The organism is Adlercreutzia sp. DFI.6.23 (assembly GCF_024462535.1).
GTDB lineage: Bacteria > Actinomycetota > Coriobacteriia > Coriobacteriales > Eggerthellaceae > Adlercreutzia > Adlercreutzia rubneri.
On sequence record NZ_JANGBP010000002.1, the window covers coordinates 54,353 to 80,296 of the forward strand.

A 25,944-nucleotide genomic window follows, 5' to 3' on the forward strand; every position below is an offset into this window, starting at 1 on the left:
CTGCTGCATGTGTTGCCGGGCACGCTCCTCTTGTGTCTCGTCGAGCCCTGCGCGCCTTGCTGCTCGCGCCCCGCCGCAAGCTTCGTCGAGCGCACCCCGCTGCGGATCCAGATATCTTTCAGAGCAATTGCGTGGAATGCCGTGAATGTGCGGATCTTGTGCAGTGGGTGCTCGCCGAAGAAGAGCAACGAGAAATTTGTTCCTGAAGTATTTTGCGTTTTGGGAACGGCACGACGATCGGCTTGCGTGGTTGTTGATAACTCCCCTCATGTGACCTCGTGCTTTGAAAACTTCAACGCAATGTCTCGTTTCATTCCCGATGGAGTCCCGACTGGCGCCGGGGATGACGGCAAAATGCACCCCTAGTCAATTGCCTGCTTCTGGCATAGAGTACGCGGAACACTTTCCTCTCGCCCGTTGCGTCGGATCGCTCAAGCTGCGCGCTGCGGAGGCGAAACGAAGCGAGAGGCGGTTGTTCAAACGATCGGAAGGGGAGGTTCATGCGCGTTGCTCTCTACGGCGAGTCGGCATTCGCCTACTATCTCGTTGCGGGCGATGCGCCTTCTGCGGTGGCGCCCCCCAGCGTCCTTGATAAATCCTGCTACCCTACGCAGGCTACCCTGGACTATGTGCGTGAGCGAATGCCTTACCTTACGCGCCCCGTGCATTGCTTGGTTCCTAAGTGGGAGCGCTGCACCCTCGATGATGTGCATCTGCATGGCTCGTCGTATCCCTATCGATCGGGATCCTTTTTGCGCATCGATCATGGCGTTATTGTTTCGTGTCCCGAATTATGCTTTCTTCAGCTGGCCCAGAGCCTCGATCTTCTCCCGCTGATTCAAGCGGGATGCTTTCTGTGCGGGACTTTCGGCCTCGATCCCTCGGTGCCGTCGGGGCTTATGGGACGAACCCCGTTGACAAGCCCTCGACGCATCGGCGCCTATCTCGAGCGATGCCCAGGTCACGATGGCCTTGCACGTGCACGGGAGGCTCTGCGGTTTGTCTGTGCCGAGGCAGCATCGCCGCCTGAAGTGTTCATGCGACTTGTGCTCGGACTCCCAGCACGGTTGGGCGGTTTCGGATTGAGCGGGTCGGTGATGAACAGGCGCATTAAGCCGTCGAAGCGGGCAAAAGCGCTTGCTGGACGGGAGAGCTTGGTTCCAGACCTGTATTTGCCGGACTGCAAGCTCGACATTGAATTCGATTCGAATGCCGAGCATCTTACGGCGCGCCAGGCGACGCTTGACGCGACAAAGCGCATGGCGCTGGAAAGTGACGGCCTGAAGGTAATCACCGTTACAACTTCGCAGTTGGCCAGCGCTTCGGCTATGCGCCACGTCGCCCAGGAGGCGCACGCAAGACGAGGCACGCGATTACGCTTGCGCTGCAAGAACTTCGCATTAAGGCAAAAACGACTCTATCAGCTGAGATGGTCCATGGACGATTATCTCGACGAGGGGTGGGTTGCGGCGCAGCGGTCTTGCTGTCGGTCAAGCGCGCTGCACGTAGAGGTGTTTTAGCGGGGGTGCCCAGCCACGGGCTCTGATCGCTAGCGTTGCTCGGGTACTTTCTGGACAAAAAAGCATTGCGAACTGGCAGTTAAGACGGGAAAATTGACCACTGTCTTCAGCTGGGAAAAGAAGGGTTATCAAAAGGCCAGGTCACGGGCTTGTGGTAGAGGACGGAGATGCGATTTGCGCGTCGCTTTTGCAGCTGAGGAATGCTTTTTGGCCAAAACCCACGAAGATGGCTTGCCAAAATGCAGTCAGCGCCACTTTTTTGGCCCGTGATGCAGTTAACGCCGATTTTCTGGCCGTGGAGGGCTTGCATCGAAATGCGGCTGTATGCCACTGTGTCTATTTCCTAGACTGTTCAGACTGTCGTGTGCCGCTGTGCTCGTTGTCCAGAGTGTTTTTCCTGCTGCGTTTCTTGAGCGCCATTGTCTCGGGCGAATGATGCACCATCGGCAGATGAGCGGGGAGAGTTGGGGTTGCAAACGACCGCTTGTGAGATTTTGGGGTACTGCGGCCTGATGGGGGAGGGGAATCGCGAAATAGGCGAGATTATCCCTTATAATTGAAGCCAACTTGTTTCGTTTCGGTGCTCAGGCAACAGGGATGCCCGCGACTCGGGGATGTTCGCGACGTTCGGGATATCCACGATGCTCGGGGATGCCCGCGATGTGCCTGCGGCTAAGCTCGGAACGAAGCGGGGCGCCTTGTCCGGCTCGGCTGGCATGGCGGGAAAGGCAACCGCGCCAATGCGCGCGCACGCCGCCACTTGCGCTCGACGCGCCCGAGAGGGCGGCGGGGCGGTAGCGGATGCAGCGGGTGTAAAAGCGCGGGTAAGGCAATCGCGGCGCGCACAAGGGGCGTCGCTTAAGCTTTAAGGAGAAGTAAGGTGACAGAAGCAGTGAAGCGCGTCTACGCCTTCGGCAAGGACGCCAACGGGAACAATGTGACCGAGGGCAACACCGAGATGAAGTGGGTGCTCGGCGGCAAGGGCGCGAACCTCGCCGAGATGGCCAACATCGGGCTGCCGGTGCCTCCCGGATTCACCATCACGTGCCAAACCTGCATGGAGTACGCCAACGCCGGCAACGTGTGGCCGGAAGGCGCGCTCGACACCATCGCCGAGTACCGCGCCGACCTGGAGGAGCGCATGGGCAAGCGCCTCGGCGACGCCGAGGACCCGCTGCTCGTGTCCGTTCGCTCCGGCGCCCCCTTCTCCATGCCCGGCATGATGGACACCGTGCTGAACCTCGGCCTTAACGATGAGTCCATCAACGGCCTCATCAAGCAGACCGACAACCCGCGCTTCGCTTGGGACTCCTACCGCCGCTTCATCCAGATGTTCTCCAACGTCGTGATGGGTCTCGACGGCGATCTGTTCGAGAACGCCATCGTCGCCATGAAGAACGACCGCGGCGTCGCTTCCGACACCGATCTGACTGCCGAGGACCTGCAGGAGCTCGTCGACGAGTTCAAGGCCATCTTCGCTGAGAACGTCGACGGCGAGGCCTATCCGTCGCTCGTCGTCGATGGCGCCGTTGCCTTCCCGCAGGATCCCATGGTGCAGCTGCAGCTGGCCATCGAGGCCGTCTTCGGTTCTTGGAACAACCCGCGCGCGGTCCTCTACCGCCAGAAGGAGAAGATCGCCGACGATCTGGGCACCGCCGTCAACGTGCAGTCCATGGTGTTCGGCAACAAGGGCGACACATCCGCCACGGGCGTGGCCTTCACCCGCAACCCCGCCAACGGCGAGCGCGAGTTCTACGGCGACTACCTGGTGAACGCCCAGGGCGAGGACGTCGTGGCCGGCATCCGCAACACGAGCCCCATCGCCGATCTGAAGACCGTCGAGGGCTTGGAAGAGGCCGGCGCCCAGCTCGAGGAGATCTTCGACGTGCTGGAGAACCACTTCCGCGATATGTGCGACATCGAGTTCACCATCGAGCAGGGCAAGCTGTGGATGCTGCAGACGCGCGCCGGCAAGCGCACCGCAGCGGCCGCCCTGCGCATCGCCATCGAGATGGAGAAGGAAGGCCTCATCACCAAGGAAGAGGCCATCATGCGCGTGGCCCCCGACCAGCTCGACCAGCTGCTGCACCCGCAGTTCGACAAGAACGCCACCTACGACGTGGTGGCCCGCGGCCTGAACGCCTCCCCGGGCGCCGCGGTGGGCGAGGCCGTCTTCTCCGCCGCCGACGCCGTGGCCGCCGCCGAGGCCGGCCGTAAGTGCGTGCTCGTGCGCTGGGAGACCAACCCCGACGACCTCGCCGGCATGATCGCCGCCGAGGGCATCCTCACCTCCCATGGCGGCAAGACCAGCCATGCAGCCGTCATCGCCCGCGGCATGGGTGCGCCGTGCGTGTGCGGCGTGGAAGCGCTGAAGATCGACGCGGCCAAGAAGGAGGCCGCCATCGCCGGCACTGATCTGGTCATCCGCGAGGGCGACATGATCTCCATTGACGGCACCACGGGCATCGTGGTCTTGGGCGCGGTGGATCTGGTCATGCCCGAGCTCACCGGCGACTTGGACACCATCCTGGAGTGGGCCGACGAGGTTCGCACCCTGGGCGTGCGCGCCAACGCCGACAACCCCGAGGACGCCCAGCTCTCCCGCGACTTCGGCGCCGAGGGCATCGGCCTTTGCCGCACCGAGCACATGTTCCTGGGCGATCGCAAGCAGATCATCCAGACCTTCATTCTGAACGACGACGAGCTCATCCGCGAGAAGGCCGTCGCCGATCTGTTCGAGGCCCAGGTGGGCGACTTCTACGGCATGTTCAAGGCCATGGACGGCCTGCCGGTGATCGTGCGCCTGCTCGACCCGCCGCTGCACGAGTTTTTGGAGAGCCCGCGCGAGCTGGCTGTTGAGATCGCCAAGATGGAGGCGACCGGCGCCGCCCCCGACGCCATCGCCGAGAAGCGCGACCTGCTCGAGAAGATCGACGGCTTCGCGGAGCAGAACCCGATGCTCGGCATGCGCGGCTGCCGTCTGGGCATTGTGTATCCCATCCTCCCCGAGATGCAGGTGCGCGCCATCGCCACGGCCTGCGCTCGTCTACAGAAGGAAGGCTTCTCGCCGAAGCCCGAGATCATGATCCCGCTCGTGTCCGTGCTGCCCGAGCTCGCGAAGCTGCGCGGCGTGGCCGAGGCCGTCATCGCTGACGTGTCCGCTGCGGAGGGCGTCGAGCTGGATATCCCCGTTGGCACGATGATCGAGCTGCCGCGCGCGGCCGTCACCGCCAACGAGATCGCCACCGAGGCCGACTTCTTCTCCTTCGGCACCAACGACCTCACCCAGACCACCTTCGGCTTCAGCCGCGACGACGTGGAGGGCGAGTTCGTCCCGCAGTACCTCAACGAGCACCTGCTGCCGTACAACCCCTTCGCCACGATTGACGCCGGTGTGGCGAAGCTCGTGGAAATGGGTGTGGCGCTGGGGCATGAGGGCAACCCCGATCTCGTCTGCGGCGTCTGCGGCGAGCACGGCGGCGACCCGGAGAGCATCCACACGTTCAACCGCATCGGTCTGGACTACGTGAGCTGCTCGCCCTATCGCGTGCCGGTGGCCCGTCTGGCCGCTGCCCAGGCAGCCATCAAGCAGCGCTAGGCGTCTGCTGAACAAGCTTGAGTCCCGAGGGCCGCTCCGCACGACGGGGCGGTCCTCTTTTGCTTGACAGCGCGAACGAGGGCGCTATAATCGCAACTGAAATGGCAGGTGGACACCTTGGGTAGGACGGCCGCCTCTCATTGTCACATTACGTGAAGAGGGGCCGTTCCGCTGCTGGTGGGACGGCTCTTCTACTCTTTTCTTCGACTCAAAAGGTCTACCGTCAAGCGTATGAGCTCAATTACTATTAAGCAGAACGCGAATAGCTCTTGCAAAGAAACCATGGTAGCTCCTTCCGAAGAAGAGGCGACCACACCACCTGCCACGATTAATATAGCACAATAGTATCATGCACGAAAGTGCTAATATGAAAGATATGACATGAATCTTGATTTGGGGAACCTGCCGCGGACGATCTGGGTTGAGAAGAGCGAGGGAGGGCCCGTGGTGGGGTTCGTGGACCAGCGGCTTCTGCCAGATGATCTGGCTCTTGTGCGCACCGCGGACTGGCGCGAGGTCGTGGATGCCGTGAAGACGCTGGCCGTTCGCGGCGCGCCGGCTATCGGCGTGGCGGGGGCGGCGGCGGTGATGCTGGCCGCCTTCGAGTGCGCGGCGGACGAGAGCGCCGCCAACCTCGTGAGGCAAGGCGATCCGGAGGCAGGTGGCGGTTTCGGGAGGGAGGGCGCTCGTGCCGATTTCGACCGTCGCTTGGAAGAGGCTGCCCGCGTGATCACCGGGGCGCGGCCGACGGCGGTCAACTTGTCCTGGGGCGTGCGCAGGGCCGTGGAGGCGGCCCAGGAGGCCCGCAGCGCCGGCAAGACGGCCGCAGAGGCGGCCGAGGCGCTCTACGGGCTCGCAGGGGCCCTCATTGCCGAGGACGAGGCGGTGAACCGCCGTATCGGCGCCCATGGGGCCATGCTGCTGCGCGAGATTGCGGATAAACGGGACGGGAGGGGAGACGCCCCGGAGGCCTCCCATGGCATCGACGGCTCTTCGCGTGTGGCCGCACCTGTTCGGCGGCAGGGTCTCAACATCCTCACGCACTGCAACGCGGGCAGCTTGGCGACGGCTTTCTACGGCACGGCGCTCGGCGTTGTTTATGCGGCTGCGCAAGAAGGGCTTATCAACCGCGTCTATGCCGACGAGACGCGCCCGGTGAACCAGGGGGCGCGCCTGACGGCGTGGGAGTTGGCGCGCGCTGGGGTGCCGGTGACGCTGCAGTGCGACGATATGGCGGCGTCGCTTATGGCCGAGGGGAAGGTGGATGCCGTGATCGTCGGGGCCGACCGCATCGCCGCCAACGGGGATACGGCCAACAAGGTGGGCACCTTGGGGCTGGCGATCATGGCTCGTCATTTCCAAATTCCGTTTTATGTGGCTGCCCCAAGAAGCACCATCGATTGCATAACGAAGACAGGCGACGACATCTCCATTGAGGAGCGCGATTCGTCCGAGGTGCTCGCCGAACCCCTCTTCGGCGTTACGGTGCGCAACCCGGCTTTCGATGTGACGCCCTACGCCCTCGTCACGGCCATCATTACCGAAGATGGGATTTGGAAGCCCCTTGAACTCTAGAACCCTATAGACAACATAACATTATATGTAATAGTACGTCCCATAGAGAACGGCGCAGTGGGGCGAGGCCTCGTCGCGGCAGTAAGGGAAGGCTATGATCACACTGGCGGCCGCCTCTCAAAAGGGCGGCGTTGCGAAGGCGACGACCAACTTGGCCATCGGGGCGAAGCTGGTCGAAGACGGGGCGCGGGTGCTCTATATCGACCTCGACCCCCAGATGAACCTCTCCACCACGCTGAAGGCTCAGACAGGCGGCGTTCTGTCGTCGCTTGACGTGCTCACGGGCGAGGCGGGCGTGGCCGCTGCGGCGCAGACCATCGATGGCTACGATGCCGTGCCGGCCAGCCGCCTGAACGGGAAGGCCGACGACCTCATGCCCTCGGTGGGGAAGGACTACCGCTTGCGCAAGGCGCTGGAGGCCGTCTCCGATCGCTATGACTTCGCGATCCTCGACACGCCGCCGGCGCTCGACACGCTCACGGTGAACGTGCTCACGGCGGCCTCCTGGGTAGTCATACCCGCTCAGGCCGATGCCTATTCCCTGGACGGCGTCACCGATTTGGCGGCCACCATCCAGGCCATCCGCGAGTACACCAATCCCGATCTCAAGATAGCCGGCATCCTGCTGATGCGCTACAACCCGCGCACGCCCATATCGAAGATCATCCGTGAGGACGCCGAGGCGATGGCGGCCGAACTCGATACCAAGGTGTTCCGCGCCTGGATTCGCGAGGCCACCGTCATCAAGGAGTCCCAAGCGGTGAAACAGTCACTTTTCGCGTACGCCCCCTCGGCGAAGGTGGCCTACGACTACCGGTTCTTCATCGAGGAGCTGCTGGAGGACATCAATGGCTAAGAAGGATCTGCGCGCCCAGATGGATGCGGCGCGCGCGGCAGCCGCCTACATCGGCGCCGCCCAGGAGGATCTGGCGGCGCCCGAGAGGGGGATCTCCCCTTCGGGCAGCTCGGCGAGATCGTCCGAGAAGGACGGCGCGAAGGCGGCGCCGAGACGGTCGCGAACCCATGAGGTGAGAAGCGCCTCCCTTGATGTGACCCAGGCCGCCGCGATGCCCGATTTTTTCGCCGAGGACTATACGGAAGAGCCTCGGTGCGAGGCAATCCCATCGGTCTCCTACGGCATCGCCTCGGTGCTAGCGGCATCTGACGCGGCGGGGACGGCCGAGGCCGCCGATGCGGCGGGGATGGTCGAGGCCGCCGATACGGCGGGGATGGTCGAGGTCGCCGGTGCGGCGGGGACGGCCGAAATCGCCGGTGCGGCGGGGACAACTGAGACCGCCGATGCGGCGGCTGCTGCGGTGGAGGATGCGGACGCGCCTTCCCGGGCCGCCGGCGCGTCTAGGGCCGCTGCCCGTACGCGCAAGCCGCGCAAGAAAAGCGTTGAGGCCGAGCCGCCGGTCCAAGCCGGAGAGGGGACGAGCGGACGTATGACCGCCCAGGTGCGGGTGCCCATGACGGCCGAGCAGAGAGAACACGCCGACCTTTTGGCGTCGGTCATGAAGATCACGCGAGCCGAGGTTATGCGCCAGGCCCTTGACGAGTACTGGGAGAGCCACAAGTCCGACCTTCAGGCGGCAGTCGCGGCCTACGAGGCGCTCATCAAAAAGCTCATGAAGTAAAACCGCTCGCCCTCGATTGAAAAGAGGGGCGGATCGCTTCGTTTGCGCCAAGGTTGAAGCACCCGACCAACGGATTCGAATGCTGAGTCCGTTGGTCGGGTTTTTTGCACGGAAATCTCCTCGACGAAAAAATTTTTCCGAAGTTTCTCCTCTGTTACCTAACAAGGGCCAGGACGTTGAGCTCGCCCAGTGGTTCTACCTTGAGGGCACGGGTACCGTGGCCGAGGTGACCGAGGGCGAAGGCGAGGCGAAGCGCACCTACAGCAAGGTGACTTTCACCGCCGCCAACGTTGTGAACAACAAGGGCACCGAGCTGCGTCCCGCCAAGACGTTCACCGGCGAGGAGTACTACGAGATCGAGCTGGTGCGCGACGACGCGAACGCGGTCGTGGGCGCCTGGATCAAGAACCCGGCCTTCGGCGACAAGGTCACCAAGACCGTGACCGACGAGGCCTCCGGCACCACGGCCACCGTGGTCACCGGGTATACCGGCTTCTACACCATGAAGACCGACGCCGATGGCGCCTTCGCCTTCAACGACGACAACACCGCCGGGCTTCTGCCCTACGTGCAGTTCGACACCAACGGCAACCCGGTGGCGGCCGGCGATGCCGCGGCTACCGACGACACCCTGGCCATGGCGTCCTACCGCCTGACCGAGCCGAACCTGCCCGAGGGCCACGTGCTCACGGTGTTCCACAACGGCGACAAGAGCTCCTCGCCGGTGTGGGCCACCAACGCCGACTCGGATGCCAAGCGCGACATCCACCGCTCGGCCATGGTGGACGGCTACGACACGGCCATCGTGACGAGCTACCCGCAGTTCGCCGCTACCGACAAGAACGGCGCCATCACCGGCGCCGATGGCAAGCCTGTGGAGCAGGACGGCAAGGGCCTGGCCGAGAAGACTGGCTTCATCGTGACCGCCAACTCCTCCACGCCGGCCGCCAACACCCCCTACACCTTCTCTATGGAAGGCGTGGCCTACGACGTGGCCAACCAGGTGTTCAAGCGCGAGCACGTGAACACGGGTCTCTTCAAGGCGCCTACCTCCCAGATCACCGGCATCGTGTGGGACGACACCGAATCCGACGACAACACGGCTCCCGATGGCGTCCGCGCCGATGACGAGCAAGGGCTTGTCGGCGAAACGGTGCTTGCCACCCAGTGGCACTACGTGCCCAAGGGCGCCGCGGCCTTCGCCCAGATCAAGACCGGCGATGACGCTGGTCTCGTGGAATGGGTCGCCGCTGACGGCACCAAGTCCACCGACGATACGGCCAAGGCGTCTGCCGTGGGTGCCTGGGTGCAGAACATCGGCTTCGGTTCCGACTGGGTGACCACCAAGGCCACCATCGTCAAGGATCCGACCGACATCACCGACCAGGGCAAGGTCGTCTGCATCCCGGTTGTGAGCAACGGCGAGAACCGTGCCGATGCCCGCAACAAGATGGGCGTGGTGGCCGTGAAGACCTATGCGGCCGGAGGTGCCCAGAAGGTCGTGGCCGACGCGAAGGAGGCCGCCGGCTACAAGCTGGTGGACGTGGTCGACGGCGAGTACGTCTTCGACAACCTGCCCACGGCCGTGGTGGTGCTCGACGCCAACAGCGGCATCGACGAGTACTTCCTTGCCGCCTACCGCGTGGAGCTGGCGGCCCCCAAGAACTACCTGAAGAGCGGCTACGTGAAGGGCGAGCGGGACCCCTGGCACATCACCACGCCGCATCAACCCGTAAGCTTCGCCGACGCTGACGCGACCGCCAAAGGGCTCGCCGTCGACTCCGACGTGCCCGGCACCAAGGCGGGCGTGGCCGGCAACGCCGATGAGCTCGACATCACCGATGGCGCCATCAAGGCCCTGTACCAGAGCTGGCCCATCCAGCACCGCTACGCGGCAGACGGCTCGGTGCGCGCCAACGACGGCCAGGTCATCCTGGCCGAGGTGAACAACGGCAAGACTGATGGCATCCAGGCCAGCTTCGCCGACATCCCGGTATCCAACGCCATGGACACCGCCGATGCGGCCACCTACCAGTGGACGCATCCGGTAGTGACCGAGGTGGCCGGCGACGTGGGCGAGATCGCTCCGGCCTACCGCGCCATCGGCGGCTACGTGTGGAAGGACAACGACTACAAGGACGGCATCTACAACCTTATTCCCGGCACTTACGAGGATATGGTCAACACTGGCATGACCATCGAGCTGAAGAACCCCGAGAAGCAGCCGGTGCCCGATCGCCCGACGAGGCTGTACCTGCGCCAGTGGTACTACGATCCCGACCGCACCAACGGCGGCAACGCGAACCCCGAGGCGGACGCCCCGGCCGACCACTGGTTCCCGGTGCCCCAGGGCGCGTTCACGGAGTACGGCAACGATCGCGACTGGAGCCCGACCGAGACGACCAAGGCGCCCTTCTACTACAAGACGGTGACCACCCGCAACAAGAGCGTTACCGGCAAGGAAGCGGACAGCTACTACCAGTTCGACGACCTGCCCGTGCGCGTGTTCACCAACGGCAAGGAGTACCTGGCCGGCTACACCGTGGCCATCCGCGGCAACGCCGACTTCAAGCCGGGCAACTACGAGGTGCAGACCTCCGACTACCCGGTGAAGAACAAACTTGCTGCCCCGAACTACCTGGTTGATCAGTGGAGCTCCAAGGGCAAGGCCAACGTGCGCGGCACCTCGTCGTTTGCCTACCGCTACGGCCCCGAGACCTTCCCGCTCGTCCGCAGCCAGAAGTTCAGCTCCAACGGCGACATCCATACCATGGACTCCGTCATCGTGCTGGCCGGCTCCACCACCGCCGATGCCAAGGGCGCCCGCACGGGCAGCACGCCGTATGTGGTGAACTCCGCCGAAAAGAACGGCGACGCGCCGCTGGCCTCGTTCGATCTGGCCTTCGGCAAGAACGAGACCCGCATGAACGGCGGCTACATCGTGCCGCCCTCCGCTCCCATTGAGGGCTACATCTGGGAGGATGCCAACTACGACGGCATCCGCCAGGAGGATGTCTACGATAAGGACGGCAACCTCGTCTCCGAGGGCGAGCGCGGCATCGGCGGCGTGCGCATCCGCCTGACCAAGTACTACCTGGACGACACGGACAAGACCGGCGGCCCGGACGGCACGTGGAAGCGCACCTACAGCCTCGACGAGGACGGCAACCGTGTGCTCGACCCGTACTATCCCTTCACCACCTCCTACGGCACCGACCCTGAGGAGGATCTGGAGCTGGGCCAGTACCGCACCGACCTTGTGCCCACGAGCTTCAAGAAGCCCGATGCCCAGAAGCTGGGCGAGGCGAGCGACCGCGAGTATCTGTGCGGCTACACCGTAGCCGTGGCCGACACCAACCCGGCCGACCTCTACCAGCAGGTGCCTAACGAGGCCATCGCCGGCTACACCCTGACCCGTCCGCACGTCGCGGGCGACCTGGACGACGTGGTGGCGGCGGGTGACGCCGAGGGCATGCGCACCGAGTCCGATGCCTTCCGCTACTACACCTCCGAGGGCCTGGACGCCCTCGACAGCACCACCAAGGCCTTCGGCCTGGTGAACCGCTTCATCGATATGCAGGACTCCGTGCCGGCGATGGGCGATACCGACACGAACGCGGCCTTCAAGAACCGCGTGCCGGCCGGCCGCGCCGACGGCATGGTCATCGTAGCCCACGAGGCGGTGGAAAGCTCCACCAACAGTAGGACCCGGAAGAAGTACAAGGGCGTCACCTACGACACCGATGAGAACGTTCAGGTGCAGCAGGGCGGCGACGGCGGCTTCATAAAGATTCCCGAGACCTCCGTCACCGATGTGGTGTGGGACGACTCCTACAGCGACCAGTGGGCCGCCAGCAACCCGGTGCTCGACCGCGCCGAGCGCGAGCGCTCCTACGACGGCATCTACCAGCCTGCCTTCGAGAACGGCCTGCCCGGTCGCACCGTGGCGCTGACCCAGTGGCACTACGTGACCCACGACCTGTGGAAGAGCTTCGCGTTGCGCCATGCCCATCTGGTCTACAACCTGCTGACCAAGGAGGATCTTGAGAAGCTGGGCATCGACAAGATGGATCCCATCGAGGCCATGAAGACCATCGACAAGTCCACCGACGCGACGCTCGAGCTCGCGTGGCAGCTGCTGTACGACCGCGCCGAGCAGGGCGCGGCGGGCGATGTGCGCGCGGCTCGCGGCGACGAGGGTTCCCTGGGCTTCTGGGTGCGCACCCGCGCCTTTGGCGGCGATGTCACCTGGAAGAACAACGGCACCGCCGAGAATCCCGATTGGGAGCGCGTGGTCACCTACAATCCGACTAAGACCGAAACAGTACGCGACGGGAAAGTCCAGTATGTCATCAACGGCGACGGCGACCGCACGGTGACTACCGGTCCTCTGGGCCTCGACTACCTGGGCAATGTGGTAGACGACCTGGATCCGGGCACCTACGCCTTCTACAACCTGCCCACCAGCTGGGTGGGCTGCGGCGACGAGGTTCACAAGGAGATCGAGCTCGCGCCGCGCTACGTCGGCAAGGCGGACGCCGCGGATGCCGGCACCACGCTGGTGAACGCCGATAAGGCCACCGACTACCCGGCCGGCTCGGCCCCGATGTACGGCGATACCTATTCGCTGGCCAGCTACGAGGTGGAAGTGGACGGCCTGGCCCACGACGGCTCCGACGTCGAGGCCAACGGCACCAGCTGGATGCTCACCCGCTACCACGCCGGCAAGGCCGATGAGGTGGAGTCCGACGTGGCCTCTACCGACCGCTTCGGCGTGGTGAACTTCGCAAAATACGAGGGCGACGGCAAGACCGTGCGCCTGGGCCGCACCGTTACCGACCGCACCGTCATTGCGGCCGAGGGCGGCCTTGAGATCGCTGGCACGCGCACCTCGGTGGGCGATGTGGACGGAGAGGAGCACGGCGGACGCATCGTGGTGGCCAGCGAGGGCGTGACCGAGGGAGAGAATAAGACAAAGCTTGCTCACGCGAGCGACTTTGCCCGCGTGAGCACCGAGCAGCTGGTTCGTCCGGACGCGCCGCTGTACGGCGTGGCGGCCTACGACTGGCTCACGGTGGACATGGAAACGGTCGTGGTGGATTCCATTCCCGACGGCAACGGCGGCGCGTGGGAGCATAAGGTGCCGCTGCCCAAGGTTGTCCAGGGCGGCGACATGGGCATGGTGCACCCCACCCTGCAGTCCATCTCCGGCGTGCTGTGGAACGATGAGAACAACAACGGCATCCAGGACGTGACCTTCGACGAGAACGGCAACGTCGTCGAGGAGGAAGAGGCTCTCGACGGCTACGAGGTCACGCTCGAGCGCTACTACTTCGATGGCGCGAACTGGGTGCCCGACACCACGAAGTGGGCTGCCGGCAACACGGCGTCTGCAGCCGTGACCACGACCGATCGTGTGCTCATCGAGCGCGATACCGACAAGACGAAGCCCACCGAGCTCGGCGAGGACATCGACGGCGCGCTGACCGGCACGCCCGATCTGTACCGCTCGGGCACCTACCGCTTCGACAATCTCGAGACGGCGGGCCTGCGCAACGTGAACGGCACCGACACGTGGGTGGCCTACGGCTACAAGGTGCGCGTGAGCGATCCGCGCGTCACCGAAAACGAGCTCTTCCGCGCGAAGTACCACCTGACCGGCGCCGGCTATCGCGAGAACTCCGACCTTGCCGGCGACAACAAGCTGGTGGAGCCCGACGAGTACATCATCCTTCTGGAGACGGTGGCCGACGACGGCACCACGCCCGATGGCTTGGTGTCCCACGAGTCGAACATCGTCTACGCGCCGGCGTCGAACAACGACGACCAGACGCCGAATCTGGTGCTGGACGAGAACGGAAACCCGGTGCTGGATGCCGACGGCAAGGTGCAAGTGAAGGACCCGATGACCGCCACCGTCGGCGGCAAGACGCTCGTGGCCTACGACCTCATGATGGGCGCGAGCCGCGACCACAACGACGGCGGCCTCATTAAGCCTCCCGCCTACGCCATCGACGGCTACGTCTGGGAGGACGCCGACTACGACGGCCTGTACAACTACAACACCGAGACGCGCGTGACCACCGAGAAGGACGGCACCAAGACCGAGGCCGACTACCTCGAGTACGGCTACAACGACAAGCAGGTCATCCTGAAGCAGTACGTGCTCGGCGCCGACGGAACCTGGAAGCTCAACCCGCACTTCGGCAACGACGGCAACGTCATGGCCGAGAAGGTGGCCGACGGCGTGACCGAGGCGAAGACCGACACGCTGAACCCGACCTCTGGCACCTACAAGGTGCGCAACGAGGCGGGCCAGATGGTGGACGCCTCCCCGGCCGAGCGCCTCACCTTCACGGTGCCGAACTCCACCTACCTGGGCGGCGGCAAGGTGGCCGTGCTGACCGGTGACAACGAGAACCTGAAGGCGCTCGCCAAGGACGGTACGACCGAGCTGCACGACGTGTCCGGCTACTACCTGTTCGATCAGCTGCCCACGGCCGTGCGCACCTGGAACTCGACGGCGAAGAAGTACGAGTACGCGCTTGCCTCCTATACGGTGGAAGTGAACGGCGAGAAAGCCGCCGACGGCATGTCCTCGCTGCTTGTGACCACCTTCGAGGCCGAGACGACCGCCCACGACGTGGTGAACTCCCGCGTCCAGCCCATGGTGACGGCCGAGGAGCAGCACGAGGACACCAACACCGACGGCATGGCCGAGGTGTGGAGCCGCTACGAGACCAACAACTACCCGGTGTTCCTGGACGAGCAGAACATCCAGACCGCCGATGCGACGCACTCCGATGGATCGTGCACCATCAAGGAGTGCGAGACCGTCGAGGGCGAGATCTCGAAGAACAACGCCGCCTGGCGCATCGTGCTGGCCGGCTTGGTCGATGGCGCCAGCTGGGCGAACCAGCGCACCGCCTACGGCTGGTCCGAGAAGCACGAGGCTGTCGACGCCAACGGCCGTCCGACGACGGAGACGGTGACCGGCACCTTCGATTACGACTTCGCCATCGGCCAGAACCAGAACGCCATGAACGCCGGCTTCGTGCCGCCCGACCGCTCGAGCCTGGTGGGCCAGGCGTGGTACGACGAGGACTACGACGGCAAGAACGATTCCGACACTTCCGACGACCGCATCGACACCGACGACCGCGACAAGACCGAGCAGGGCGTCGAGGGCCTGCGCGTCATCCTGACCCAGTACTACTTCGTGCCCACCTACGACAACCACGGCAACCAGCTGCTGGAAGACGAGGACAACAACGTCTTCTTCCTCGACCGCGACCGGGCCAACGACGACTACCCGGACGGCCAGCTGCATCTGGTGGAGTCGCGCGGCGGCAACGTGGTGTCCGGCGCCGACGACAAGGTGTACCTGGTTCGCTCCGGCCGCACCTACGACTACGACGCCCTGTACAAGGCCGGCGTGCGCGAGCTGAAGGACTCCGGCTACTGGGTGGAGAACACCAACCTCAACGGCGGCCGCCAGTACAAGGACGGCGAGGACGTCGAGGTGCCCGAGACCCCGGTCGAGCCGGAGAATCCGAACCCGACCGACCCGGAGAACCCGGGCGAGACGACCGATCCCGAGAACCCGAGCCCCGTGGAGCCGGGTACCGGCGAGGATGCGGGCATCCGCATCGTGGCCGAGCCGGCCATGCGCAGCTTCTCGCTGGCGCGGATGGCACTGGCCGCCACCGAGGAGACCGAGGGCTTCGCCGACGGCGAGAGCACCGAGGTGACCGACCCGGGTGAGGAGACCTGCACCCACGAGAACAAGACCTATACGGGCAACAAGAACGGCACCCACGACTGGACGTGCGACGCCGAGGGATGCACCGCCTCGGCGACCAACGAGGCCTGCTCCGACGGCGATGGCGACGGCCGCTGCGACGGCTGCGGCGACTGCCTGCACCTGCACGACCGCACCTACACCTACAAGGATGCCGACGTCCACACCGTCACCTGCGCCGACTGCAACGAGGTGCTGGGCGAGGAGCCCCATGCCGACGCCAACGGCAACGGCATGTGCGACGGCTGCGGCGCCGATGTGTGCAAGCACACCGAGCTTGAGTGGAAGGACAACTTCGACAACACCCATACCTCTGTTTGCAAGATCTGCGGCAAGCAGACGAGCACGGCGGCCCATGTGGACGCCAAGCACAACGACGAGGCCGGCACGGAAGGCCCCGACGGGCGCTGCGATGTCTGCGGCGGCCTCATTATCGAGGATCACCAGCTGTGGACCTACACCGACGCCGAGGGTGTCTATGACTTCGACAACCTGCCGGGCTACGTGCTCGTGAGCAGCGAGGTCGACCATCCGGCCGCTCCGGGCGAGGACATCGACAAGGTGTTCCAGCCCTACGGCGTGGCCAACGCCAACGGCACGGCGCTTTCCACCTCCGACCTGGTGGCCCTGCAGAAGCGCCCCGTGTCGGTCGGCATGATCCGCCAGCTCTCGGCCTCCGAGATCGTCTCGCTGTCCGCCAGCCAGGTGGAAGCCATCAAGGCCGATGCCGACATGATGGCCGCCTATGAGGCGCGCCAGACCGAGCTCGCCACCAGCGATCCGGCCTTCACGTCGGCCACCCCGTACCTGACCGGCTACGCCATCAAGGTGGTGGACGACTCCGGCGAGTACGTGGCCAGCCGCTTCCATGTGGAGGGCGCCAGCACCGGCGACAACTCCGACCTCACCTCCTTCGAGTCCTCGCTGACCGACAACGTCAACGCCGAGAACGAGAAGGTCAACGAGGTGTACGCCGTCGTGGCCGAGAAGATCGCCGACGACGCCGACCTCACCGGCGGCATCCTGTCGAGCGCGTACGCGGTCCGCTACCTGAAGACCAACTACGACCTGGCCAACCGCATGTACTACAAGCGCGCCTTCGACGCCGGCCTCACCAAGCAGCTGCCGGTGCTCATCGACGGCAACGTGTGGAACGATGTGAACTCCGACGGCCTCATGGACGAGGAAGAGGAGCGCATCGAGGGCGCCGTCGTGCGGCTCGTGCGCTACTGGTACGACGAGACCGGCATCGGCTACTGGGAGCAGGTGCCCGGCCAGACCCCCGGCGGCGACGGCAGCTTCGAGAACTCCGGACTCACCCGCGAGGAGTACGACGAGATCGTTGCCATGGCCGACCCGTTCAAGCTGGACGAGGGCGAGACCATGACCTCCGAGGAGCAGAAGGCCGCGGCCGACGCCATGACGGCCTACATCAACGAGCTGTACGCGTCTGTGGCCGCCATGCCCGAGGGCGCGGCGCGCGCCGAGGCCGCCACGAAGAACCTGATGAAGCTGAACGTGCTGTACCACAACCACACCGAGTTCCTCACCAGCTACATGGAAGTCGTTCCCGGCGAGGACGAGGATGCTGGCGACGTCGGCACGGGCGGAGAGCCGGCGGCCCAGGCCGAGGGCGACGTTGCCGGCGACGGTGAGACCACCGAACCGGCCGGCGTCGAGGAGCTCGTGATCTACAGCGCCTGGGCCAACGCCAACCGCGACCTGACCGTCCTCGTGGGTGCCGAGACGCCCGAGGAGGAGAAGGGCGCGTGGCGCCGCGACTGGACCTTCACCCAGGATATGCTGGAAGACCTCACCGGTCGCCACGATCTGTCCAAGGACGGTCTGGGCACGAACTATCCGTACCTGCCGCTGACGGCCGACGAGGCCCTGGCGGTTGCCGACGACGACGAGAAGTTCTTCGACCAGAACGGCTACGAGTACGTGCCCGGCGCCGGTTTCGATAGGACCGACGAGAACGGCCACTGGCAGTTCCTGGCCTACGGCACCGGCACCCATCAGGCCTCCAGCGACTCGGCGGCCTTCAAGGTGCTGTTCTCCTATCGCGCCGAGATCGTGAGCTACCCGGACGAGGATGTCTGGGCGCCCACGCTGCAGCATATCGGCAAGACGGTCAACGACTGGATCAACTCCGACTTCGACGACGAGACCCAGGCCCTGAAGCCGAACGTGGAGGATGCCGCCAGCCATGCCGGCGACTACACCTTGCCGGCCACGGACAACCTGAACGAGGCCATGCGCAAGGCCGGCGACCTCATCGTGCTGACGCGTTTGGCCGACGAAAGCGAGTCCTCCACGACCTCCGGCGCCTACGCCACCTACGCCTCCCAGCCGGGCGGTTCCGAGGACGTGGAGTGCGAGCACGTGGATGAGGACACCGCCACGACGGCGGCCGACGGCCTGTGCGACAAGTGCGGCCTGTGCCTGCACGAGAAGGACGAGAACGGTCTGTGCACGGTTGAGGGATGCCAGCATATCGGCATGGAGTGCTGCGGCACGGCGACGCCGACCGAGCCCGGCGAGGACGAGGGCGACGGCGACGGCGACGAGGGCGATACGCCGGTCATCGACGTCACCAAGCCCGAGGGCGGGGACACCACTCAGCCGAGCGAGGGCGACGGCGGCGAGGTCGAGACCTTCACCACGCGGGTCATGGCTGCCAGCGCGGTTGACGCTCGGGCCGATACCAACACCAACACCGGCAACGGCATCTACAGCGACGACTACGTGACCGAGATGCTCGCCTGGATCGCCACAGCCACCCAGGACGATCTGGACAACATGGATCAGCAGCGCCACGACGCCATCTTCGGCAAGCACCAGAAGGACGCCGCCGGCAACCTGCTGTACCTGGAGACGACGATCGAGAACGGCAAGGAGGTGGAGAAGGTCGTCACCAACGAGACCAACGTCACCACCGGCGAGCCGAACCTGCCCTACTACGACAACACCGGCAGCCAGCGCCTCTACGAGGCCTACCAGGCCCGCGTGGCGTCGCTGGTCGGCGACAACCAGTGGTCCGACCTGAACTGGTTCAGCTCGCTGGCCCACGGCTACGGCCTGTTCCGCATCGCCCAGGCGCACATCGCCGGTGTGGTATGGCAGGACGACAACTACAACGGCATCCAGGACGCCGGCGAGAACGTGCGCATCCCGAACGTGCCGGTGAGCCTGAAGCGCTACTGGTTCGGCACCGATGCGACGGGCACCGGCTGGCATCTGGACGAGACGTTCAGCCAGACTACCGTGTCGGACGGCCAGGGCCACTGGATCTTCGACAACCTGGACGTCGCCGGCAAGCGCATGGTGGGCGGCAAGGAGACCACGGTGCTCTACGGTTTCGAGGTGACGGTGGACGACCTGCCGCGTGGCTACGGCGTCACCCATATGAACCGCGGGACTGCCACCACCGACTCCGACCTGAACGAGGACACCAAGCTCATCGAGCCGGGCGATCCGCAGGGCGGCCTCATCGTACTGGCCCAGCCTTCCGACCGTCGCGATCTGGTGGGCAACGGCGCCGCCTACATCCTGGGGCCGAATGGCACCGTGTGGGTGATCTCGCTGTCCGAGGATTCCGACTACAACGACACGGGCCTTGTGCCCTACGCGCTCGCGGCCATCGCCGGCGTGGTCTTCGACGACCCGGAGGCCGACGGCCTGCAGGATGACACGGCCGTTGCGGTGCCCGGGCAGAAGGTCTACCTCGACCGCATGGTCATCGACGTGGACGCCGTCGGCTTCAACGGCGCCTCCTACGCCCCCACGGCCCTCGCGGCCGTCGAGGGCCAGAAGGTGCGCTCCGAGGACGGCTGGGCCGAGGTGGCCTCCATGGAGACCGACGTCGACGGCGCCTACCGCTTCGACGGCCTGCCCATGGTGGACGGCAACGACAAGCCCTACCTGTACCGGGTGCGCTCCTACATGCCCGACGGCAAGGAGTGGGTGGCCATCAACGTCGGCTCCGACGAGAACAACGACTCCGACTGGGGCGAGGCGGCCAACTCCGTGGTCGGCGCCGGCGGCCGGGTCGGCATCACGCCGGCCATGTCGGTGCTCGGCGCGTTCCAAACGGTGCGCACGACGCCCAACGCCTACGGCCAGAAGTTCAACCTGCTGGTTCCCTACAACTGGGTGCCGGAGGACGGACGGTCGGTCGACCTCGGCATGACCGGCGACGCCGACGCGTGGCGCACCCTCGTGTTCACGACGCCGTGGGGCACCCGCCTGTTCTACGTGAAGCTCCCGCAGACCGGCGACGAGCTCCTGCCGTGGATGGTGGGGCTGGCCCTGGTCGCGGCCCTCGGCCTCGTTCTCGCCGTGGCCGCCCGCCGGCGCGACGATGACGACGAGGAGGAAGAAGAGACCCCTGAGGAGTAGGGGAGACCGCCGGGGCGGACGGAGCGCCCTCCGCCCCGGCACCTGAGACCTTTCCGAGTAGGCAGACTGCTTCGCGGAACCCTGATTACCCGCGAAGTCACCTGCCGAAGCCCGCCGGCTGCCGCCGCTTATGCGCGCGGCGGCAGCCGGCACATCATATATGCCATCTCCGATGAAGCAGACGGCCCCGCGGAATCCTGATTACCCGCGGGGCCACCTGCTATTTAGGGGTTGTGAAATCGGGGGAAGGGTCTTTCAAAAATCTGCGAGTCGATTATCATAGGCGTCATGTTTTCTCGCGAGCACATACTTTCGGCGTTCTCCGCCGCCGTTCCCATCATGCTGGGCTATGTGGCCATTGGCCTTCCCTGCGGCATTTTGGGGAACACCATCGGGCTGAATCCCTTGCAGGTGGCGCTTCTGTCCATCCTTCTGTACTCGGGCGCCGGCCAGTTCATGATTCCCAACATGTTCCTCGCCGGCTCTTCGGTGGCGGCCATCACGGCGTCGGTGTCCCTCGTGAACACGCGCCAGATGCTCTACGCCGCCTCCTTCGCGCCCCAGTGCGCTGCAAGCCCCCGTTGGCTTGCGGCCCTGTTCGCCGCATCGGTGACTGACGAGTCCTACGGCGTGAACACGGCGCGCTTCGCCGAGGGCAACTGGTCGGTGGATCGGGCGCTCATGGTGAACCTGTTCTCCCAAAGCTCCTGGACGATCTCGAACATCGTGGGCTGCGCGGTGGGGGCGGCCGTCGACATCCCCGTGCCCATCGCCGCCTTCGCCATGACGGCCATCTTCATCTGCCTGCTCGTCACCCAGAAGTTCACCTCCGCCAATATCGTCGCCATGATTGTGGCGATGCTCGGCGTGTACCTGTGCAAGGCGCTCGGGCTTACCGGGCCGGCCATTCTCATCGGCGCTGTTGCCGGTGTCGTGTGCGCCCTGGCGTTCTCGGCGCTGTTCCCGCGCCGTCCCGTCACGGCAAGCGCTCCCGGTACTGATCCCGTAGGGGGCGACCTTGGTCGCCCCTCCTCGAGTGGGGACTCCTCGCCTGATGAGGGCGGTGAGCGCCGATGAGCTGGGAGCAGTTCTGGTTCGTTCTCATCGGGTGCGTGCTGGCCATGTGGGCCTGTCGCGTCATCCCGCTGTTTCTGCTGAAGGGCCGCGAGCTGCCCCCGCGCCTCGCCCAGGCCCTCGGCTTCATCCCGCCCGCGGCGTTCGCGGCGCTTGTGGCCAACGACCTTCTGAACCCCGGCATGTTCGACGCGGGCGTGTGGCCGGCGGCCATCCCGCTCGTGGCCGCTGTGGCATCGGCGCTCGTGGCCGTGAAGACCAAGTCGCTTCTGTGGACCGCCGTGGCTGGCGTGGCCGTTTACGCGGCGCTCGCCTTCTTCGCTGTGTAGGGGAGGGGCAGCCTTGGGCGTGATCCGGTTTCTCGGGCAGCACAAGGGGGCGGTGGCGCTCGTTATGCTGCTTCTGCTCCTGAAGGCCGGCTGCGAGCTGGCCATCCCGGTGCTCACCTCGCAGATCGTCGATGTGGGCATCGCCCAGTCGGGCGTGGAGGATCTCGACGTTCTTGCGGGCTACAAGGCGGCCGGCGTCGATCTGTTCCCCATTCAGATGGCCTATCTCCTGCGCATCGGCGGCCTCATGCTGCTCGCCGCCGCCGGCTCCATGGTGCTCGATGTGGCCGCCGGCTTCGTGTCGGCCCGCACCGGCGCCAAGATCGGCCGCGACTTGCGCCGGCGCCTGTTCGCGCGGGTGGTGGCCTTCTCCGATGCCGAGATCAACCAGTTCTCGGCGGCCTCGCTCATCACGCGCGGCACCAACGATGTCACCCTCATCCAGAACGTGTGCACCATGGTGATGCGCATGGTGCTCTACGCCCCCATCCTCGCCATCGGCGGCGTGGTCATGGTCATGGTCACCAACCCCCAGTTGGGGTGGATCGTCGTGCTCGCCGTGGCCATGGTCTTCGCGGTCATCGCCGTTCTGTTCCGCTTCACGCTGCCGCGGTTCAAAATCATGCAGACGCTCATCGATCGCGTGAACCTCGTGGCCCGCGAGATGCTGAACGGCCTGTCGGTGGTGCGCGCCTTCAACCGTGAGGGCTTCGAGGAGAACCGCTTCGACGCCGCCTCGCGCAAGCTGCGTGATACCCAGCTGTTCACCAACCGCGCCATGGCCTTCATGATGCCCACCATGATGCTTGTGATGAACCTCACCTCGGTGGCCATCGTGTGGTTCGGCGCTCAGGGCGTGGCCGCGGGCACCATGCAGACCGGCGATCTCATCGCGTTCATCACCTACGCCATGGTCATCATCATGGGCTGCCTCATCATGGGGATGGTGTCCATCATGCTGCCCCGCGCCGACGTGGCCGCCCAGCGCCTGAGCGAGGTGCTCGCGACCGAGCCCACCGTCCGCGATCCCGAGGCGCCGACTCGCGTGCGATCCGATGCCGCAGCGGGCGCGCGCATCACTTTCGACGACGTCTCCTTCCGCTACACCGACGACGGCGATCCGGCGCTCTCCCATGTGTCGCTCACGGCCGAGCCCGGCACCACGCTGGCCATCGTAGGCCCCACCGGTTCGGGCAAATCCACCATCGTGAAGCTCATCGAGCGCTTCTACGACCCGACGGAGGGCTCCGTCACCCTCGACGGCGCCGATCTGCGCGCGCTTTCCCAGGCCGACCTGCGGGCGTGCTTCGGCTATGTGCCCCAGAAGGCCTTCCTGTTCGAGGGCACGGTGGAAAGCAACATCGCCTACGGAGACGAGAGCGCCGACGAGGCGGCCATCCGCGGCGCCCTGGAAGTGGCCTGCGCCCTGGATTTCGTGGAAGCGCGCGAGGGCGGCATGCTCGCCCCCATCGCCCAGGGAGGCGACAACGTCTCCGGCGGCCAGCGCCAGCGGCTGGCCATGGCCCGCGCCCTTGTGCGGCGCCCGCGGGCCTACCTGTTCGACGACTGCTTCTCGGCGCTCGATTACGCCACGGATGCCCGCGTGCGCGCCGCGCTGCCCGCCTGGGCCGCCGGCTCCACTGTGATCCTCGTGGCCCAGCGCATCTCCACCGTGCTTGCTGCCGATCGCATCGTGGTGCTCGACGAGGGCCGCGTCGCCGGCGTGGGCACCCACCGCGAACTCATGGAAACCTGCCCCGCCTACCAAGAGATCGCCTTGTCGCAGCTTACCGAGGAAGAACTGGCTGACCCCATCCCCGTAGGGGGCGACCTCGGTCGCCCCTCGTCAAGCGAGATTGATCCGCTTGGGGAGGGCGAACCAAGGTTCGCCCCTACGGAGGGGAAGACGGAAGAAGAGGCTGCCGAAGGGGGTGCGCGATGAGCGGGCATCCCTCTTTCATCCCCAAGGGCGGCGGTCACGGGCGCGGCCCCGGCGGCCACGGGCACGGCCCCGGCGGCCACGGCCCGGCGGCCCGCATGATGGGCGGCGAGAAGGCGCTGGCCTTCGGCCCCACCATGAGGCGCATGCTCTCCTTTATGGGCCAGTTCAAGGGCCGGCTTCTGCTCGTGCTCCTGTTCGCCGTGGCCTCCACCGCGTTCTCCATCGTGGGTCCGAAGGTGCTCTCCGAGGCCACCACGGTGCTCTTCGACGGCGCTGTGGCCTCTGCAGCCGGCACCGGCTCGATCGATTTCGACGCCATCGGCCGCATCCTTCTGGCGACGTTGGCCCTGTACCTGCTGTCGGCGGCGTGCTCGTGGGTGCAGTCCTGGGTCATGAGCTACATCTCGCAGCAGACGTGCTACCGGCTGCGCGACGCCATTGCGAAAAAGATCGACCGCGTGCCCTTCGGATATTTCGAGAAGACCTCCACCGGCGACACCCTCTCGCGCATCACCAACGACGTGGACACCCTGGGCCAGAGCCTCAACCAGGGCATCACCCAGGCCATCACGTCGGCAGTCACGGTGGTGGGCGTGCTTGTCATGATGCTCTCCATCAACTGGATCATGACGCTCGTGGCCCTGGTCATGGTGCCGGTCTCCATGGCGCTCGTGGCGGTGGTGGTGAGGCTCTCCCAGAAGCACTTCGTGGCCCAGCAGCGCCTGCTCGGCGCGCTGAACGGCCGCGTGGAGGAGACGTTCTCGGGCCATGCCGTCGTGCGCGCCTTCGGGCGGGAGGACGAGACCGTGCGCGCCTACGAGGCCGACAACGAGGCGCTGTACAACGCCGGCTGGAAGGCGCAGTTCCTCTCGGGCCTCATGATGCCGGTGCTCGGGTTCGTGGGGAATCTGGGGTACGTGGCCGTCGCCGTCACCGGGGCGTTCTTCGCCGTGGCAGGCACCATCACCGTGGGCGACATCCAGGCCTTCGTCCAGTACGTGAAGAACTTCACGCAGCCCATCACCCAGCTGGCCCAGATCTCCAACGTGCTGCAGTCCCTGGCCGCGGCGGCCGAGCGCATCTTCGCCTTCCTCGATCTGCCCGAGGTGCCGAAAGAGGCCTCCGCCGTGGATCCCGCGGCGCTTTCCACCGACGTGGAATTCGACGGCGTGCGCTTCGGCTACACGCCCGATGCGCCCGTCATCCGCAACTTCTCCGCCACGGTGGCCGCCGGGCGCACCGTGGCCATCGTCGGCCCCACGGGCGCTGGCAAGACCACCATGGTGAAGCTGCTCATGCGCTTCTACGACGTGGACGCGGGCGCCATCCGCATCGGCGGCGCCGACATCCGCGAGCTTTCCCGCCCCGATGTGCGGAATCTGTTCGCCATGGTGCTGCAGGATACGTGGCTGTTCTCCGGCACCGTGCGCGAGAACATCCGCTACGGGCGGCTTAATGCCACCGATGGGGACGTGGAAGCGGCCGCGCGCGAGGCCTGCGCCGACCATTTCATCCGCATGCTGCCCGGCGGTTACGACTTCGAGATCAACGAGGACGCGAGCAACTTGAGCCAGGGCCAGCGCCAGCTCATCACCATCGCCCGGGCCCTTCTGGCCGACCGCCGCATGCTCATTCTGGACGAGGCCACCTCTTCGGTGGACACGCGCACCGAGCTGCGCATCCAAGAGGCCATGGACCGGCTCATGGCGGGACGCACGTCGTTTGTCATCGCGCATAGGCTCTCCACCATCCGCGCGGCCGATCTCATCTTGGTCATGCGCGACGGCGACATCGTGGAGCAGGGCAGCCACGAGGAGCTGCTCGCTGCGGGCGGCTTCTACGCCGAGCTGTACAACTCCCAATTCGCCTCCTGCAACGACCGCTTCGAGGAGTAGCCTCTCTTTCCTCCCGTAACCTCTTCGTAGACGCCGGCCCATCCGTAGGGGCAGATCTTGGTCTGCCCTCCTCAAGCGAGGCCACCGCACCTGAACAGGAACGATCAAGATCGCCTCTTGCGGGAACAGGCGCGAAGCCGTTCTTCGGCGAGGCGGCTCCATTCCTTCAATT

The 25,944-nt window shown here is 65.5% G+C and carries 10 protein-coding genes; all 10 read left to right on the forward strand.

Features of this window, described 5'->3' with window-relative positions; translation table 11 throughout:
• The first annotated feature begins 500 nt into the window (after nt 1–500).
• Complete coding sequence (locus tag NE591_RS02110) at nt 501–1,520, forward strand: hypothetical protein (protein ID WP_114540030.1); 1,020 nt, start codon at nt 501–503, stop codon at nt 1,518–1,520.
• An 880-nt stretch (nt 1,521–2,400) separates the two neighbouring features.
• On the forward strand, nt 2,401–5,118 hold the full coding sequence (gene ppdK, locus NE591_RS02115; protein ID WP_161128072.1) for a pyruvate, phosphate dikinase: 2,718 nt from the start codon (nt 2,401–2,403) through the stop codon (nt 5,116–5,118).
• Nucleotides 5,119–5,499: 381 nt separating this feature from the next.
• The gene (mtnA, locus tag NE591_RS02120; RefSeq protein WP_114540032.1) at nt 5,500–6,693 is read left to right on the forward strand and encodes an S-methyl-5-thioribose-1-phosphate isomerase; all 1,194 of its coding nucleotides are present in this window, start codon (nt 5,500–5,502) and stop codon (nt 6,691–6,693) included.
• Between the two features lie 94 nt (nt 6,694–6,787).
• On the forward strand, nt 6,788–7,549 hold the full coding sequence (locus NE591_RS02125) for a ParA family protein (protein WP_256156265.1): 762 nt from the start codon (nt 6,788–6,790) through the stop codon (nt 7,547–7,549).
• A complete protein-coding gene (locus tag NE591_RS02130; protein ID WP_256156266.1) occupies nt 7,542–8,330 on the forward strand; it encodes a hypothetical protein in 789 nt (262 codons plus the stop codon). Before NE591_RS02125 ends, NE591_RS02130 begins: the two co-directional genes overlap by 8 nt.
• Nucleotides 8,331–8,547: 217 nt before the next feature.
• A complete protein-coding gene (locus NE591_RS02135) occupies nt 8,548–20,532 on the forward strand; it encodes an SdrD B-like domain-containing protein (RefSeq protein ID WP_256156267.1) in 11,985 nt (3,994 codons plus the stop codon).
• 288 nt (nt 20,533–20,820) lie between these two features.
• Nucleotides 20,821–21,609, forward strand: coding sequence for an AzlC family ABC transporter permease (locus NE591_RS02140; RefSeq protein WP_161128070.1), 789 nt, complete (start codon nt 20,821–20,823; stop codon nt 21,607–21,609).
• On the forward strand, nt 21,606–21,935 hold the full coding sequence (locus NE591_RS02145) for an AzlD domain-containing protein (RefSeq protein ID WP_117285282.1): 330 nt from the start codon (nt 21,606–21,608) through the stop codon (nt 21,933–21,935). Before NE591_RS02140 ends, NE591_RS02145 begins: the two co-directional genes overlap by 4 nt.
• Before the next feature lie 19 nt (nt 21,936–21,954).
• Nucleotides 21,955–23,877 (forward strand): ABC transporter ATP-binding protein, encoded by a 1,923-nt coding sequence (locus tag NE591_RS02150; RefSeq protein WP_256156318.1) that lies wholly within the window; start codon nt 21,955–21,957, stop codon nt 23,875–23,877.
• Nucleotides 23,874–25,772, forward strand: coding sequence for an ABC transporter ATP-binding protein (locus tag NE591_RS02155; RefSeq protein WP_114540039.1), 1,899 nt, complete (start codon nt 23,874–23,876; stop codon nt 25,770–25,772). Before NE591_RS02150 ends, NE591_RS02155 begins: the two co-directional genes overlap by 4 nt.
• The last annotated feature ends 172 nt before the right edge of the window (nt 25,773–25,944 follow it).